14 protein-coding genes are annotated in these 14,919 nt (G+C 42.8%); 7 read left to right on the top strand and 7 right to left on the bottom strand.

The genetic code is table 11. The features are described 5' to 3' along the window. Positions 1 to 30: 30 nt before the first annotated feature. The gene (locus L4C32_RS06610) at positions 31 to 1,476 is read right to left on the bottom strand and encodes a glyceraldehyde-3-phosphate dehydrogenase (protein WP_428196077.1); all 1,446 of its coding nucleotides are present in this window, start codon (positions 1,474 to 1,476) and stop codon (positions 31 to 33) included. Positions 1,477 to 2,102: 626 nt separating this feature from the next. Here L4C32_RS06610 and L4C32_RS06605 point away from each other — a divergent pair. The 3 genes from L4C32_RS06605 to L4C32_RS06595 all read left to right on the top strand — a co-directional run bounded on the left by L4C32_RS06605 (position 2,103) and on the right by L4C32_RS06595 (position 6,434). Further along, entirely contained in the window at positions 2,103 to 3,230 is a 1,128-nt protein-coding gene (locus L4C32_RS06605; RefSeq protein ID WP_428196076.1) for a M20 family metallopeptidase, read from the top strand. 285 nt (positions 3,231 to 3,515) lie between these two features. After that, a complete protein-coding gene (psrA, locus tag L4C32_RS06600) occupies positions 3,516 to 4,142 on the top strand; it encodes a TetR family transcriptional repressor PsrA (RefSeq protein ID WP_428196075.1) in 627 nt (208 codons plus the stop codon). Positions 4,143 to 4,196: 54 nt separating this feature from the next. Further along, complete coding sequence (locus tag L4C32_RS06595) at positions 4,197 to 6,434, top strand: acyl-CoA dehydrogenase (protein ID WP_428196074.1); 2,238 nt, start codon at positions 4,197 to 4,199, stop codon at positions 6,432 to 6,434. A gap of 79 nt (positions 6,435 to 6,513) precedes the next feature. Here L4C32_RS06595 and L4C32_RS06590 read toward each other — a convergent pair whose 3' ends face one another. From L4C32_RS06590 to L4C32_RS06580, 3 genes are all read right to left on the bottom strand, one after another. Next, positions 6,514 to 6,963, bottom strand: coding sequence for a MarR family winged helix-turn-helix transcriptional regulator (locus tag L4C32_RS06590; protein WP_428196073.1), 450 nt, complete (start codon positions 6,961 to 6,963; stop codon positions 6,514 to 6,516). Beyond that, on the bottom strand, positions 6,956 to 8,059 hold the full coding sequence (locus L4C32_RS06585; RefSeq protein WP_428196072.1) for an Acg family FMN-binding oxidoreductase: 1,104 nt from the start codon (positions 8,057 to 8,059) through the stop codon (positions 6,956 to 6,958). Before L4C32_RS06585 ends, L4C32_RS06590 begins: the two co-directional genes overlap by 8 nt. Before the next feature lie 71 nt (positions 8,060 to 8,130). Further along, positions 8,131 to 9,027, bottom strand: coding sequence for a LysR family transcriptional regulator (locus tag L4C32_RS06580; RefSeq protein ID WP_428196071.1), 897 nt, complete (start codon positions 9,025 to 9,027; stop codon positions 8,131 to 8,133). Between the two features lie 124 nt (positions 9,028 to 9,151). On the opposite strand from L4C32_RS06580, the gene L4C32_RS06575 reads away from it, so the two are divergent. Continuing rightward, positions 9,152 to 9,586: a carboxymuconolactone decarboxylase family protein gene (locus L4C32_RS06575; protein ID WP_428196070.1), complete on the top strand. Its 435-nt coding sequence runs from the start codon at positions 9,152 to 9,154 to the stop codon at positions 9,584 to 9,586. Positions 9,587 to 9,632: 46 nt separating this feature from the next. On the opposite strand, the gene nfsA is transcribed toward L4C32_RS06575, so the two are convergent. Beyond that, the gene (nfsA, locus tag L4C32_RS06570) at positions 9,633 to 10,355 is read right to left on the bottom strand and encodes an oxygen-insensitive NADPH nitroreductase (RefSeq protein WP_428196069.1); all 723 of its coding nucleotides are present in this window, start codon (positions 10,353 to 10,355) and stop codon (positions 9,633 to 9,635) included. 221 nt (positions 10,356 to 10,576) lie between these two features. On the opposite strand from nfsA, the gene fabV reads away from it, so the two are divergent. Continuing rightward, a complete protein-coding gene (gene fabV / locus L4C32_RS06565) occupies positions 10,577 to 11,779 on the top strand; it encodes an enoyl-ACP reductase FabV (RefSeq protein ID WP_428196068.1) in 1,203 nt (400 codons plus the stop codon). A gap of 72 nt (positions 11,780 to 11,851) precedes the next feature. On the opposite strand, the gene L4C32_RS06560 is transcribed toward fabV, so the two are convergent. Together L4C32_RS06560 and L4C32_RS06555 are read right to left on the bottom strand one after the other, a co-directional pair. After that, a complete protein-coding gene (locus L4C32_RS06560; protein ID WP_428196067.1) occupies positions 11,852 to 13,540 on the bottom strand; it encodes an aspartate:alanine antiporter in 1,689 nt (562 codons plus the stop codon). A 135-nt stretch (positions 13,541 to 13,675) separates the two neighbouring features. After that, positions 13,676 to 13,939, bottom strand: coding sequence for a GrxA family glutaredoxin (locus tag L4C32_RS06555; protein WP_428196066.1), 264 nt, complete (start codon positions 13,937 to 13,939; stop codon positions 13,676 to 13,678). A 247-nt stretch (positions 13,940 to 14,186) separates the two neighbouring features. Between L4C32_RS06555 and L4C32_RS06550 the strand changes: the two genes are divergently transcribed. Together L4C32_RS06550 and L4C32_RS06545 are read left to right on the top strand one after the other, a co-directional pair. Continuing rightward, a complete protein-coding gene (locus L4C32_RS06550) occupies positions 14,187 to 14,366 on the top strand; it encodes a hypothetical protein (protein WP_428196065.1) in 180 nt (59 codons plus the stop codon). A gap of 58 nt (positions 14,367 to 14,424) precedes the next feature. Further along, complete coding sequence (locus tag L4C32_RS06545) at positions 14,425 to 14,898, top strand: hypothetical protein (RefSeq protein ID WP_428196064.1); 474 nt, start codon at positions 14,425 to 14,427, stop codon at positions 14,896 to 14,898. Positions 14,899 to 14,919: the final 21 nt, after the last annotated feature.

Below are 14,919 nucleotides of genomic sequence, written 5' to 3'. Positions count from 1 at the left end.
TAGAGCGGGGCTTTTGTCTATGTGGTTTATCTACACTTCATGAGCGCTAGGGTACTGTTTGTAACGTACGTCTAACATCTGCTCCATACAGTGAACAACCTGGCAGCTGTAACCAAATTCGTTATCGTACCAGATATAAAGAACACAACGTTGTCCTTCAGCGATGGTGGCTGAGCTATCAACAACACCCGCAAAACGCGTACCGACTAAATCAGTAGAGACAAGTTCAGTCGACTGCGTGTAATCAATCTGACCAGACATTGGTGAATAAAGCGCCATATCTTGTAGGTAAGCATTTAGCGTCTCTTTATCGACTTCTTTAGTCAGATTCAAGTTAGCAATAGCCATTGATACATTTGGTGTAGGAACACGAATGGCGTTGCCCGTTAGCTTACCAGCAAGTTCTGGTAGAGCTTTAGATACGGCTTTTGCAGCACCTGTTTCAGTTAATACCATGTTCAATGCAGCAGAACGGCCACGACGGTCGCCAGAGTGGAAGTTATCAATCAAGTTCTGATCATTGGTGAATGAGTGAACAGTTTCTATGTGACCAGACTCAATACCATACTTATCGTTCATTGCTTTCAGTATTGGAGTGATCGCATTGGTGGTACAGCTTGCGGCTGAGATGATATGATCATCTTGTTTAATATCAGAATCATTTACACCAAATACAATGTTCTTCAGGTCGCCTTTACCAGGAGCAGTAAGAAGGACTTTTTCAGTTCCTTTTGCTGCTAAGTGCTGACCAAGGCTATCGCGGTCACGCCAGATACCCGTGTTATCAACAACAAGTGCGTTATGGATATCAAACTCAGTGTAATCGATGTCAGAAGGTGAGTTTGCGTAGATCATTTGAATGTAGTTACCATTAGCGATGATTGCTTTACGCTCTTCGTTAATAGTAATACTGCCGTTAAATGGACCATGAATTGAGTCACGACGCAGAAGGCTAGCACGTTTAGCTAAATCACCTTTCTTACCACCACGTACCACAATACCTTTTAAGCGAAGCGGATAACCGGGTCCACTTTTTTCAATGAGGATACGAGCCAGGAGGCGACCGATACGACCGAAACCGTAAAGAACGACATCTCTTGGCTCAACGGTTTTTTGGCTGTCAATGACTTCAGAAAGCTCACTGTTAATGAAAGCTTCTATGCCTTCTTCGTCGGTATTGTCTTTCCAGTAGCTCCAGCTTAATTGACCAATATCTAAACGACATGGTGACAAGCTCTTTTGAACCAAAACTTTTACTAATGCAAGCGTTTGCTCTGGAGATAAATTCTCGCCAGTAAAACGGCGAGCTACTCGGTGAGCTTTGATGAGATCGATGGTCGATGCGTTAACAAGCTGACGTCCAAATAGTGACAGCTCAACGCCATATTCTCTGTAGAGAATGCCAAGTAATGGAGACATGGCTTCGGCAGATGCCTGGCTAGTTTGCCAATCATTTAGGTATTGTTCAGGACTCATTATCAATCATTCCTTTAATATCGTGGATTACAGCTTACGTAGTAGTAGGCGTGTGAGAGATTATCACTCTGTAGGTTTTCTGTTTCTGCAAAGGATTGTAAAGGACGATCAATTATTCAACGAGGAAAATTAACGGTGAAATATTTGCTACAAATGTAAACTTATTACATATAAATGGCGCAGTAATGTGAATTATCAGACCTTTTGTCGTTACTTGGTTACGACTTATTTTATGAATTAAAATGAAAACAAGGTATTAGCGATAAATGGGTCGAATATGACCCATTTGTTCGTTAGGCAAAAAAAAACCCAAACAATAAGTTTGGGTTAAAAAAGAACATAGGGCTATGAAAAAGAGTGTTTGAACAGATAGATAAAAAACAATTTGGCGGCCTTGCTAAATTAAGGAATTCGCTATCGGTTACTCTTAGTAGGACTCGTCGATTTACAATAGGTTCCAATAAAACAGAAATAAATGTTAGGGAGGTGAAAATATCATTGGAAATTCAATTTATAGATAGTTACTGATTATCTGATTTACATCAGATCTGACTCCCCTAGCTTGTGTCATTTTATTGCCTCCTCCAGTGATACTCATCACTCATAGCTTGATTAAGGAGAGCATTATGGCTCTGCAGTTTGATCTTAACGAATACCTCTCTAACCTAGAAACGCTCGTCAATGTTGATTGCGGCAGTTATACCCCACAAGGTATCGCAACAGTTGCTGATATTATCACTACTCTGTATCAGCAGATAGGCTTTACCGTAAAGCGTCACCAACTTCATCCTGAAGCGGGTCCTTGTCTTGAAATCAGCAACAACCCCAACGCAACGCTTTATGATGTGATGTTGAGTGGCCATATGGACACCGTGTTCTTAGAAGGGACTGCAGAGAAGCGTCCAATGAGTGTGGATGACAAACATGCCTATGGGCCTGGTGTAACGGATATGAAATCAGGCATTTTAAGTGCTTGGTACGCATTGAAGAGTTTAGAAGAAGAGACCCGAAATGGCCTTAATATACTGGTTCTGCTCAATTGTGATGAGGAGATAGGCTCAATATACTCTAAAGAGTGGATACAATCTTTTGCTAGGCGAAGTCGTCAAGTTTTAGTCTGTGAAGCCTCAAGACCAACCGGTAATTTAATTCGTTCGCGTAAAGGGAATGCCAAGTATCAGATAGAATTTCATGGGGTAGCCTCCCACGCTGGTTCGGCCCTTGCTGAAGGGGTATCAGCCATTTATGAATTGAGCCATTGGTCATTAGCCATTAAAGACATGGTCAATCTTGAAAGTGGCACCACAATGAATGTTGGTGTGATAGAAGGGGGGCTAGCGGTCAATGTCGTACCAGATTACGCCAAAGCGATTGTTGATCTCCGTTTTTGGAATAATGAAGAAGCCGCGGCCATTCATGAAAAATTAAATCAAATGGCGGAACAACCTTTTGAGCAAGGTGCCAGTGTGACGGTTTCACGATTGGCATTTAAACCAGCCATGATCCCAACGGCGAAGACGCAGGATCTGATTACTCTTGTAAGTGAAGAGGCTGATAAGTTATCGATTGTTCATGGTTGGGAAGATGCAGGGGGGGGATCTGATGGTAACTTTACCGCGGATGTTGGTGCAACAACACTTGACGGGTTTGGACCGATGGGCGCGGGTTTTCATAGTGATAAAGAGTATCTCATCCTCAACTCAATTGAACCAAGAATCTTACTGCTTATGGAAGTCTTGAAAAGGTTGAAATAAGAACTGAAATGTACTCCCCTTTAGATAAAGAAAAACCCGCTAACTATATAGTGAGCGGGTCTCTTGAATTTTCATCAAGAAAAAGCAGTGTATTACTATGACCTCGCTCCCACTATTTGGTTCCCCTCTAACTAATATTTTTTGTAATTAAATATAAATAATCACTTAAAACAAGATCTTAACTGATTTTATTAATTCTTTCTTAATTTCATGATGTCGATCACTTGTTAATTCTGTTAATGGATTGTAAAGTTTCAAACAAGTGTTTAATACGGTTGATTGAAAATGTCAGAAAAAGGCAGAACAAAGAAAAAAATCATCGATGCGGCAGAGACATTGTTTGCGGAGCATGGCTTTAATGATACGTCACTAAGAAGCATCACTAGCAAAGCTGAGGTAAATTTAGCATCAGTGAATTACCACTTCGGTGATAAAAAAACATTGGTTAGAGCGGTACTAGCGCAATACTTAGATGAGTTCATGCCCAAGTTGGAAGTAGAGCTAGAGCGTCTGCTTGCCCAAGATCAATTTTCAATGTTTGATGTGTTTCAAAGCATCAAAAAACCTTTATTAGAGCTCGATACCTTTAAACCTAAAGGAGCAGCGATGTTTATGCAGCTCATTGGTCGCGGTTATACCGATGTGCAGGGACATCTACGTTGGTTTATTACTAGTCGATACGCCAATGTATTCTCCTACTTTACCCAAGCGGTCTTTCGAGCCAATCCAAACCTCGATCCACAAACGCTCTTCTGGCGATTGCACTTCACACTGGGTACCACCATCTTTTCGATGGCTTCAAGTGTGGCGTTAACAGAGATCGCTGAAAATGATTTTGGTGGGAAAGTAGATACTGAAACAATGATAGATTTTTTGATCCCTTACTTATCTGCAGGTGTTTCAGCACCTTAATGCAGCATTAACCTAATAACGACAAATGAATTATTGAATTAAAAGGAAAGGAACATGTCCACTCTACGAAAACGTTTTGTCAGTGATCCAACATTTAAAATGTTTAAGGAACTACTCCCTCCTCTATCTGCTACCGAGCGAGAGGCGATGGAAGCGGGCAGTGTTTGGTGGGACGGGCAACTGTTCTCAGGGAATCCAGACTGGAGTGTGTTGCATCAGTACCCAAAGCCAAAATTGAGCGATGAAGAGCAGCACTTTATTGATAATGAATTAGAGACACTGTTGGTGATGTTAGATGATCATCAGATAGTGCAAAACGATAAAGATCTGACTCCAGAAGTGTGGAGCTACTTGCGAAATGAGCGCTTTTTTTCGCTAATCATTGCGAAAGAGTATGGTGGTAGAGAGTTCTCTGCATTAGCGAACTCAACCATAGTAACAAAGATTGCGACGCGCAGTATCAGTGCAGCAGTGAGTGTGATGGTTCCCAATTCGTTAGGCCCTGGTGAGCTGTTAAGTCATTACGGTACCAAAGAGCAGAAAGAGTATTGGTTACCAAGATTAGCGGATGGTACGGATGTTCCCTGTTTTGCATTAACCGGTCCAGAAGCGGGATCTGATGCGGGAGGAATTCCTGATATCGGAACCGTCTGTTACGGTGAGTATGAAGGGGAAGAAGTGTTAGGGATTAATGTATCGTGGAATAAACGCTACATCACCCTTGCTCCTGTCTCCACAGTACTTGGTTTAGCCTTTAAATTGAATGATCCAGAAGGGTTGTTAGGGGATCAGAAAGAGCTGGGTATTACCTGTGCATTGATTCCAACCGATCACCCAGGTGTTGAGGTTGGTGACCGACATAATCCCCTTAACCTTGCCTTTATGAACGGCCCAACACGCGGTAACGATGTGTTTATTCCGCTCGATTGGATCATCGGTGGTAAAGAGTACGCTGGCCGAGGTTGGCGTATGTTGGTGGAGTGTTTATCCGCAGGTCGTGGCATTTCATTGCCAGCATTAGGCACCGCAATTGGTCATTTAACGGGGCGCACCACAGGGGCTTACTCGTACGTTAGAAAACAGTTTGGTATGTCAATCGGCCGCTTTGAAGGTGTGGGCAAAGCACTGGGTCGAATAGGGGGCTTTACCTACATGTTGGAAGCAGCACGTACCCTGACGACAACGTCGTTAGACATGAAAGAAAAGCCAGGAATTGTCACCGCCATTGCAAAATATCATATGACTGAAATGGGCAGAACCATTCTTAATGACTCAATGGATATACATGCAGGCAAGGCGATTCAGATGGGGCCAAAGAACTATTTAGGCCACCTCTATTATGGTGTTCCAGTCGCGATAACCGTAGAAGGTGCCAATATACTCACCCGTAACTTGATGATCTTTGGTCAAGGTGCCACTCGTTGTCACCCTTACGTGTTTGGTGAAATGGAGGCGGCAGCCAACCCAGACCAAGCAGAAGGTGAAGCGCAATTTGATCAGTTATTGAGTAAGCACATTTCGTTTGCGGTTAAAAATGTGCTCTCTTCTATTACGAATGCTTTTACCCGATCACGCTTCAACCGCTCACCAATGAGTGGCGAAACCAGTGATTACTACCGTCAGCTATCGAGAATAAGTCGTGCCCTAGCCGTAACTGCAGATTTCTCGATGCTGAGTTTGGGTGGGGATCTTAAGCGACGTGAAATGTTATCGGCGCGCTTGGGGGATGTGCTAAGCCAGCTCTATCTAGCCTCGGCCGTTTTAAAACGTTTTGAGGATGACGGCAGACATCAAGCGGACTTGCCGTTCGTTCACTATGCACTGCAACACTGTTTACACCAAGCTGGAATTGCGTTCGATGGCGCATTTAATAACTTCCCAACCAAAGGGGTTGGTCGTCTGTTACGAACACTGACTTTCCCGTTGGGGATTCACTATAAAGAGCCAGGTGATGAATTATGTACCCAAATCGCGACACTCCTAATGACACCGGGCGTGCATCGTGAGCGATTAACCAGTCAATGTTACATCGGCGAGAAAGAGAGTGATCCTGTGGCCATTATGGAACGTGCATTTATCGCACTCTATGAGATTCGATCTTTAGAAAAGAAGATGGTTAAAGCCGCTGCTAATGGAATTATTCCACGTAAAGGGTTGTTGAGTGACAGGTTAATACTGGCCAAAGAGGCAAATGTATTGACGGACGATGAAGTGATGCAAATAGAAAAAGCAGAAGCACTACGTCAAATAGCGATTCAAGTGGATGACTTTTCGCCGGATTATTTCGATTGATAAGTAACCTAAGAGCAAACAAAAAAATACGCAGTAATGGCTGCGTATTTTTTTATCTGAAAAGCTACCATATTGGTCTCTAGCTACCTCGATGCTCATCAAGGTAGATTCTCAACTCTTTAAGAATCGGTAAGAGTGCCGCAACTTTTTCAGCGTCTATATGCTTTGACAGAAGGAGTAAGCTATGGCTCAGTTTAGCGATAGACTCATCTCTAAATGCTCTTCCCTCATCGGTTATCCAAACACACTTGCTTCGGCCATCTTTTGGATTGGCACGCATTACAATTAAGTTGTGTTTTTCTAAAATCGCCAAAGTGTGAGTCATGGTGGTTTTGGGTACTTGGAATGCATTAGCAATTTGTAATGGCGTACCACCATCCCTGACTCTGATTAAATGGTTTAGTACAGAAAAATGCGACTGTAAAAAACCATTTGGAAGTAGCGTCTCTAATGAGGTACGGCTCAGTTGTTCAATAATACCAATCTCATTGAACAGCTCAAAATAGAGACCTAAATCTTGTTTATCCATGAACTATTTTTTCCTCTAACGGCCAGCGAGGTGTTTGCGCTGTCATTGGTCCAAAACCAAGTCGGCCTAACATTTGAACGGTATGTCCAGGTTTAGCAAGCAGTTGCTGTGCATGTTGGTAGTGCTCTGCCATCTCAGGAAACTCTTGCAGCGATTGGCTAACTGGGTGCAGTGCCAAACCAAGTGATGTGGTTGCAAGGTTTAAACGAATCCAACGTCTTCCCGCATCAATTTGGTCAATTCGTGAGTTAGAGGCGGTGGTAATCGTACAATAAGCCGGAGTTGAATTCAGCATATTCTTATAAATTTTCACACCTTCAAGGTAGCCGCTGGACGAGCGGTCAAGCAGAGACTCTTTGTTCATAATCCCCATCAGTTTAAGTACTTCCATTTTTGCGCCACTGATATCGATACCATCAGGGTTGGTATTAACAGACTCTTTACCTATTCGCATTAAGTCGACACTCTCTTGCCACGTTCTAGGCGTTTCAGCTTCGACTAACCAAGCATCCCACGTCAGCTTTTTCACTTCCGCTACTTTTTTCGCATTAATAATGACATTTCCATAAGAGGAGAGTTGTGTAGCCAATTGAGCAGATACAGGCTTATCTTCAAAAGCCTCTTTGCATGAGCGACGTTTCATCACTTGTGAAAACAGCGGATCAGCCTGCGCCCCTTTGGTGAACTTAGCGATAGCAATTGGTCCCTCTTCGCCATTTGGAAACAAGTTATAGGTTACGTTATGGTCAACATTGCTTGCAGCAAGAGAGAGTAGCTCCAAGAAACAGCCCATACCAATAGTTAACTGACGTGCCATGGGATCGGTGTGACGCAGATCTTTGGTTTTATCGCGATAGATAGTTACTTGATCGGGTGTTGATAAGTCGACCTGCCAAGGTTGACGGTTATGAGGGTTGGGCGCTAATAAGGCATAAGAGAGTGCCCACTTTCTAACATCTTGATACTTTCCTGCCATCTCCCATGGTGCTAATGCTTTATTCGGTGTACGAGTGGCAAGGAATGCTCCTGCGCCTGTTGCTGCCAAGATAGTTCCGCCACCCAATATTTTTAGAAAATTTCTTCTGCTCGATTTCATCTTTCTTACTCTCATATAGTACGATATCGCATTATAATGGTACGATATCGTACTATAGTCAAGGTGGGATATTAAAATAGACGCTGCTGGCTCACTAAAAAGTCTAAAAAGGCACGGATATGTGGCTTGGGGTAGTGTGAACTTTTATAGATGGCATAGATATCACCACTGCCGCTCTCACTGTGAGTTGCGGTCCACTCAGGTAGCAGATGTACCAACTGTTTGCTTTCTAGGTAGGGGGTAACCATCCAATCAGACAGCAGCAGTACACCGCTGCCAAATAGGGCCGCATTTAACAGCGGAGAGCCGCCCTTTGAGATTAAATTCCCGCTAACGGATACTTTTTTTGTTATCTGACCTCTTTTAAGAAACCAGTGATTACGTTGCCTTTCATGGCTGATTAATAAGCAGTTATGCTGCTGAAGATCTTCTGGGCGCTCAATGGCGGGGGATTGGGACAAATAGTGCGGAGAGGCGACCAGAGAGGTGTAATTAGTCAATAATTTGCGTGCTTTGAGTCCGCTATCTTGAGGCGTGCCTATACGAATGGCGATATCAATATTATCACTGTTGAGATCAACCATATGGTTATTTAGGTCTAACTCAATTTGGATGTTTGGATAGCGCTGAAGAAACTCGGGAATGATCGGCGCAAGGCAGAGGTTACCGTAACTTTCAAATACAGAAATTCGGAGCATTCCTTCAGGTTTATCATTGTCAGATCGCATTTCATTGAGTAGCTTTTCCGTGTCGCGAAGCAGATGAATGGATTGCTGATGGAAGTATTGACCCTCTTCAGTGAGAATGATCTGCCGGGTACTTCGTTTAAATAAAGTGGTTTTGATTGACGCTTCTAGGTTATCAATATTTCTGGCCACGGAAGAAGGCGCCATATTCAACACTTTACCTGCTTGAGAGAAGCTGCCTGACTCTACCACTTGATCAAAGACTTTGATTAAATCTAACATGATACACCTTTGCGTTTTATGCAAAACTATTTCAGTTTTACATGCTATTCATTGATTAAATGAAATTATGCACAATACCGTCATCGCAATAAAGCGAATTATTTAATGAAGGAAAGGAAAGACGATGACCACACGTATTGATATTGCTAAGACAGAACCTGCTGCGTTAACAGCGATGCTATCGATTGAAAATTACCTTGCAGAGGTAGGGCTATCTGCTGCTTTGAAAGAGTTGATTAAGATACGCGCTTCAATGATTAACCAGTGCGCTTATTGCATTCAGATGCATACGACCCAAGCGGGAGAAATTGGTATTGAACAACAGAAACTGTTTGCCTTATCGGCGTGGCAAGAGTCGCCACTGTTTGATCAGAAAGAGCGTGCCATTCTCGCGATAACCGATGAAATGACACTTATCTCAAATCAGGGTCTGTGTGACGATAGCTACCAACAGGGAGTGGAGCTGCTTGGCGAAGAGCAGTTAGCGCAAGTGATGATGCAGGTGATTATGATCAATGCTTGGAACCGTTTTGCTCTGGCGACAAAGATGGAGCATTAATAGTAAGGTAAGGGCTGGATTGTTTATCAGCCCTTAGTTACAGGCGTTATTTCTTCGCCAACCCCTTACTGTTTAAGTAGCCTTTAATGTGTGGACGAGACTCCCCAGAGAGCTTTCCAGTAATCTGTTCTGACCAAGTACTCTGTTTCTGATTACTAGAGCGAGAAGCGTAGTATTTCTGCATTTCGTTGTCATAGCGGTCGACTTCCGTTTTATCTAACGCTTGATACTGATTTTCATGAACAATCACCGTTGGAGATAAGCGCGGTTTAGTTTGTGGATTTTGGTCCGGGTGACCAAGGCACATGCCAAACAAGACGGCGGTGTACTGAGGCAATTCAAGTAACTCATCGACCTCTTTAGCACTGTTTCTTAATCCGCCTATGTAAACACCACCCAACCCCATTGATTCTGCCGCTAAAATACAGTTCTGCGCCATGATGCCCGCATCCACAGCACCGATAATCGTTAACTCAGTATATTCGGGTTTTATTTGATCATTCATCTCATGATGACGTTGAAAATCGATGCAAAATACCAAAAACTCAGCGGCACTCTCCACATAAGATTGACCTCCGGCAAATTCAGCCAATGCTTTACGTTTGATTGGGTCCGTCACTCGTATAATGGAATTCACCTGCAGTAAACTGGAGGTTGAAGCAGCAATTCCCGCGTTAAGGATGGTCTCTAATTGTTCAGCAGAGATAGGATCTTGAGTAAACGAGCGAATAGAGCGGTGAGCTAAAATGGTATCGATAACTGAATTCATAAATCTTCCATGTAATAAATAAAGACGCAGGTAAAAGTACAATACAGGGAAATATAGGACACTAATAGAGAAAAACAGCATCTGAAAGAATAAGAAAATGGAGTGGTAATTTTAGCTAAGTGATCCAACCACTGGATTATTTAGGCAAAAAATGGATAAATCAGGTGCGTATTCATAGATAACCTTTTATTCTATAGTGAAAATTAAAAGGACAACTGATTATGATCATCAAACCAAAGACTCGTGGATTTATCTGTACAACGACACATCCAATTGGCTGTGAAGAAAACGTAAAAGAGCAAATTGCTTACACTAAAGCGCAAGGCCCAATTGCCAATGCACCTAAGCGTGTATTAGTCGTGGGCTCATCAAGTGGTTACGGACTCTCTTCTCGAATTGCTGCGGCATTTGGTGGTGGCGCTTCAACTATCGGTGTGTTCTTTGAAAAAGCAGGTACTGAGAAAAAACCGGGAACTGCTGGATGGTATAACTCTGCTGCATTCGATAAGTTTGCAAAAGAAGAAGGCCTCTACTCAAAAAGCTTAAATGGCGATGCTTTCTCAAACGAAGCGAAGCAAAAAGCGATCGATTTAATCAAATCTGACCTTGGTCAGATTGATATGGTGGTTTACTCATTAGCGTCACCAGTACGTAAAATGCCAGAAACCGGTGAAGTGATTCGCTCATCATTAAAACCAATCGGCGATACGTACACCGCAACAGCGATTGATACCAATAAAGACGTGATCATTGAGGCGAGCGTAGAGCCAGCTTCAGATCAAGAGATCAAAGACACCGTTACCGTAATGGGTGGTGAAGATTGGGAGCTGTGGATGGCTGCTCTTGAAGAGGCGGGTGTGCTTGCAGAAGGTTGTAAGACCGTTGCTTATAGTTACATCGGCACTGAGCTTACTTGGCCAATCTATTGGGAAGGTGCGTTAGGCAAAGCGAAGATGGATCTCGATCGCGCAGCAACAGCACTGAATGAAAAATTATCGACTAAGGGTGGCACAGCGAACGTTGCCGTACTTAAGAGTGTTGTGACTCAAGCAAGTTCTGCTATTCCGGTTATGCCACTGTATATTGCGATGGTCTTTAAGAAGATGCGTGAAGAGGGTGTTCACGAAGGGTGTATGCAACAAATTTATCGCATGTTCACTCAGCGTTTATACCGTGAAGATGGCGCAACACCAGATGTTGATGAAGCAAACCGCTTACGTCTCGACGATTGGGAATTGCGTGATGATATTCAAGCGCATTGTCAGAAGATGTGGCCACAAGTCACTACAGAAAATGTGAAAGAGCTAACGGACTACGCTGAATATAAAGAAGAGTTCTTAAAACTGTTTGGCTTTGGTGTGGACGCTGTGGATTATGCGGCTGACGTTAACCCTGAAGTTAACTTTGATGTTGCTGATATCTAATTGCTGATTCAATAATAAAAAGGCGCTACCGTGATTTGCAGTAGCGCCTTTTTTAATGCCGTCAGTTTAGGTTTAATACCGAGTAAATATGACTAACGCGGTACCTGCAATGGTCATTAAGATATTGGCAATCGCGTAAGTTCCGGCATAACCCAGCGCGGGAATCGTACTTCTGGCATGCTCGTTCACCACATCCATTGCAGGGGCACAGGTTCGTGCACCGATAATGGCACCAATCAACAGTGCTCGGTTCATTTTTAACACATAAGCACCAAATAGATAGGCGATAAATACCGGCACCACACTGATAGCGAAACTTGCCGCGATCACTTTTGGACCGATGAGTGAGAGATACTCAAAAATATTACTGCCCGCACTCAAACCAATGCCCACCATAAAGACCATTAAACCAAGATCTTTAGAGAAGTTTAATGCCCCTTGGGGTACATAACCGAAAGTGGGGTGGTTGGCTCGTAAATACCCAAGGGTAATACCGGAAATCAATAAACCAACTGCATTACCTAACCCAAAAGTCATTTGGCCAAAGGACATGGTAATAAGGCCAAAAAGAATTCCCAGAACAAAGAAACTGCAAAAAGCGATCAAATCGGCAATCTGACTGTGAATTGAGATAAAACCAATACGCTCAGCAAGACCAAGTACGCGACTTTTTTCGCCACTAACCTGCAGAACATCCCCTTTGGCCAGTACAATATCATGCTCCATCGGCATCTCAATTTGTGCTCTGACTACGCGGTTTAAGAAACAACCATATTCAGATAAATTGATTGCTGAGAGGCGCTTCCCTGCAATGCTGTCACTCTTAACCACAATCTCCTCTTCGACAATACGTAAGTCGAGTAAGTTGCGATCAAACACCTCTTTACCGTTTCGAAAGCTTGAGTCGAGGCGAGCGTGACTATCGGGATAACCCACTAAGGCAATTTCATCCCCGGTTTGTAAAATAGCATCACCATCGGGGTTAGCAAGAATGCCATTTCGACGTATCCGTTCGATGTAACAACCTGTTTGACGGTAGATACCCAATTCACGCAGGTTTTTCCCTTCCATCCATTCGATGAGCTCTGAATCTACTCGGTAGGCACGAATAATAGGAAGATAAACTTTTCGTTGTGAGGCACTGCCAATTCCACGCTCTTGTGCAATTTGTTGCGCAGAGGCTTCAAGGTTCTGCTTCTGTAATTTTGGTAATAACTTGGCAAATAAGATCATGCTGGTTAAACCCACTAGATACGCGATGGCGTAACCCACACTCAAATTTTCAAAAACCGTGTCGTAGCTCATGCCGTCGGGGAGGGAGACTAGTCCTGAATTGATGGCATCTTTTGCGCCTACTAACACAGGTGTCGCGGTTAACGCCCCCGCCATCATTCCTGCAGATACCCCAAAATCGAGGTTCAGTAATTGAACACTGATTAATGTAAGGCCAATAGCAGAGCTGATTACGATAAGTGCTAACACTAGGTAGTGCTTGCCGTCGCGAAAGAAAATTCCGAAGAAGTTAGGCCCAGCCTCTATACCGACACAGAAAATAAACAGCATAAAGCCGATATTGAGTGCTTCCGCGGTAAAGGTAAAGCCAAGATGGCCCATTAACAGAGAGGTCACTAACACACCAATGGAACTGCCCATTAACATATTACCGATTCGGATTTTGCCTACAGTAAGGCCAATAGCAAGGACAACAAATAGAAGTAAAATGCTGTTTTCAGAGAGTAGAGTAGCCACGTCTATGTTCACGGTTAACGCCGATAGAAAGAGTAAAAGAAAGAAGCCTTAGTCTAACTAATAACCATCAGTTGTATAGCAGAATATAGTGAAAAAATGAAAAAAGGCTGATTCGCATCAGCCTTTTAATTTTACGCGTTATTTGAATTAATCAAAAAGCTCTAAATTTGCTTTTGCGTAGGCTTCAAACTCTGTACATCCACCGACATGTTCTTGATCGATAAAGATTTGTGGAACGGTCTCTACGGGTTTACCAACACTTTTTTCAAGGTCAGCTTTACTGATGCCTTCAGCATGAATATCAACATAGCGATAGTTGAAATCGTCACGTTTCTCTTTTAATGACTCAGCAAGATCTTTTGCACGAACACAGAATGGGCAACCAGGACGACCAAAGATAACTACAAACATTGTTAAGCTCCAAAATAATTTTCAATGTGATTAATATGCCTGAATCAACGCGATAAAGAAAGATGGTAATACCTTTTAGTTTGATAGGCAAAATCTATGATATAGCGCTGAGTTATAGGTAAGAGAACGAGCGGTGGAAGTGGTGCGCAATTAACCATCGATTTCTCTTGAAATGGATACCGCACACGGTATTATAATTATAATTATAATTATAATTAATATGATGCACTGTTAATGGGTTTTTAAAATGTTATATCAAATCGAAAGAGAGCTGAGTAAATCTGTAAATTTAACGGGTGTCGACTTTAAGGTGTGCATCGTGGTAAATGGCCAAGAACATATTATTGATGAAAACAGCATGTATAAAATGATTAAAGAGGCCAAACGAGTGATTGAAGAGATAAGAGAGCTGGAAGTGAGTGCATAGGAGTGCGAATCAATTGAAGGGATGTATGTAATGAGTGAAGAGAATAGATAGAGGAAAAATGCGCCAGTACGAACAATACTTATCCATGAGTTTAGCTTACTTAGATATCGGCATCGTAGCGACGGAATCAAAAAATCAGTGGAATATGTATCAACAAGCCATTGCTTACCAAATGTTTCATGCCTGCGAGTTATTTCTTCAGTTTGCCATTTTGCATAAGACCGAGGATGAGCTGGTACGAGAAAGCTCAATAAACGAGTTACTCACTCGATATGAGGTGCTCTACCCAGAAGCCCCCTATGCCTTAGTATTACCTTTCGATTGTCGAGACGTTAGCAGGAAGTCTGATGAAGAGAGAGCGAATATTCAATCGCATATTGAGCAATTTGATCCTCGGCTTATCAATCACTGTTCAAAAGATCGTTTTATTCAAAATAGTGACACCTACTTATTTTACTTCGACTCTGCCTATTTTGAGACCATGAAAACGAGATTTGAACAGATAGGTAGGAAGGTATTAGGCATAGGCTAATTGAGCCTTCCCCGAGCCGGA

It is taken from the genome of Aliivibrio kagoshimensis (assembly GCF_050337105.1).
Lineage (GTDB): Bacteria > Pseudomonadota > Gammaproteobacteria > Enterobacterales > Vibrionaceae > Aliivibrio_A > Aliivibrio_A kagoshimensis.
Note: the sequence above shows the minus strand (reverse complement) of the source record. Positions and strands in the feature narration are given on the sequence as shown.

Bases quoted from the DNA above. Each gene is read 5' to 3' on its own strand.
- L4C32_RS06545 (WP_428196064.1), top strand. From the start codon at position 14,425: ATGCGCCAGTACGAACAATACTTATCCATGAGTTTAGCTTACTTAGAT.
- L4C32_RS06585 (WP_428196072.1), bottom strand. From the start codon at position 8,059: ATGAAATCGAGCAGAAGAAATTTTCTAAAAATATTGGGTGGCGGAACT.
- L4C32_RS06590 (WP_428196073.1), bottom strand. From the start codon at position 6,963: ATGGATAAACAAGATTTAGGTCTCTATTTTGAGCTGTTCAATGAGATT.
- nfsA (WP_428196069.1), bottom strand. From the start codon at position 10,355: ATGAATTCAGTTATCGATACCATTTTAGCTCACCGCTCTATTCGCTCG.
- fabV (WP_428196068.1), top strand. From the start codon at position 10,577: ATGATCATCAAACCAAAGACTCGTGGATTTATCTGTACAACGACACAT.
- L4C32_RS06555 (WP_428196066.1), bottom strand. From the start codon at position 13,939: ATGTTTGTAGTTATCTTTGGTCGTCCTGGTTGCCCATTCTGTGTTCGT.
- L4C32_RS06550 (WP_428196065.1), top strand. From the start codon at position 14,187: ATGTTATATCAAATCGAAAGAGAGCTGAGTAAATCTGTAAATTTAACG.
- L4C32_RS06575 (WP_428196070.1), top strand. From the start codon at position 9,152: ATGACCACACGTATTGATATTGCTAAGACAGAACCTGCTGCGTTAACA.
- L4C32_RS06605 (WP_428196076.1), top strand. From the start codon at position 2,103: ATGGCTCTGCAGTTTGATCTTAACGAATACCTCTCTAACCTAGAAACG.
- L4C32_RS06595 (WP_428196074.1), top strand. From the start codon at position 4,197: ATGTCCACTCTACGAAAACGTTTTGTCAGTGATCCAACATTTAAAATG.
- L4C32_RS06610 (WP_428196077.1), bottom strand. From the start codon at position 1,476: ATGAGTCCTGAACAATACCTAAATGATTGGCAAACTAGCCAGGCATCT.
- L4C32_RS06580 (WP_428196071.1), bottom strand. From the start codon at position 9,027: ATGTTAGATTTAATCAAAGTCTTTGATCAAGTGGTAGAGTCAGGCAGC.
- psrA (WP_428196075.1), top strand. From the start codon at position 3,516: ATGTCAGAAAAAGGCAGAACAAAGAAAAAAATCATCGATGCGGCAGAG.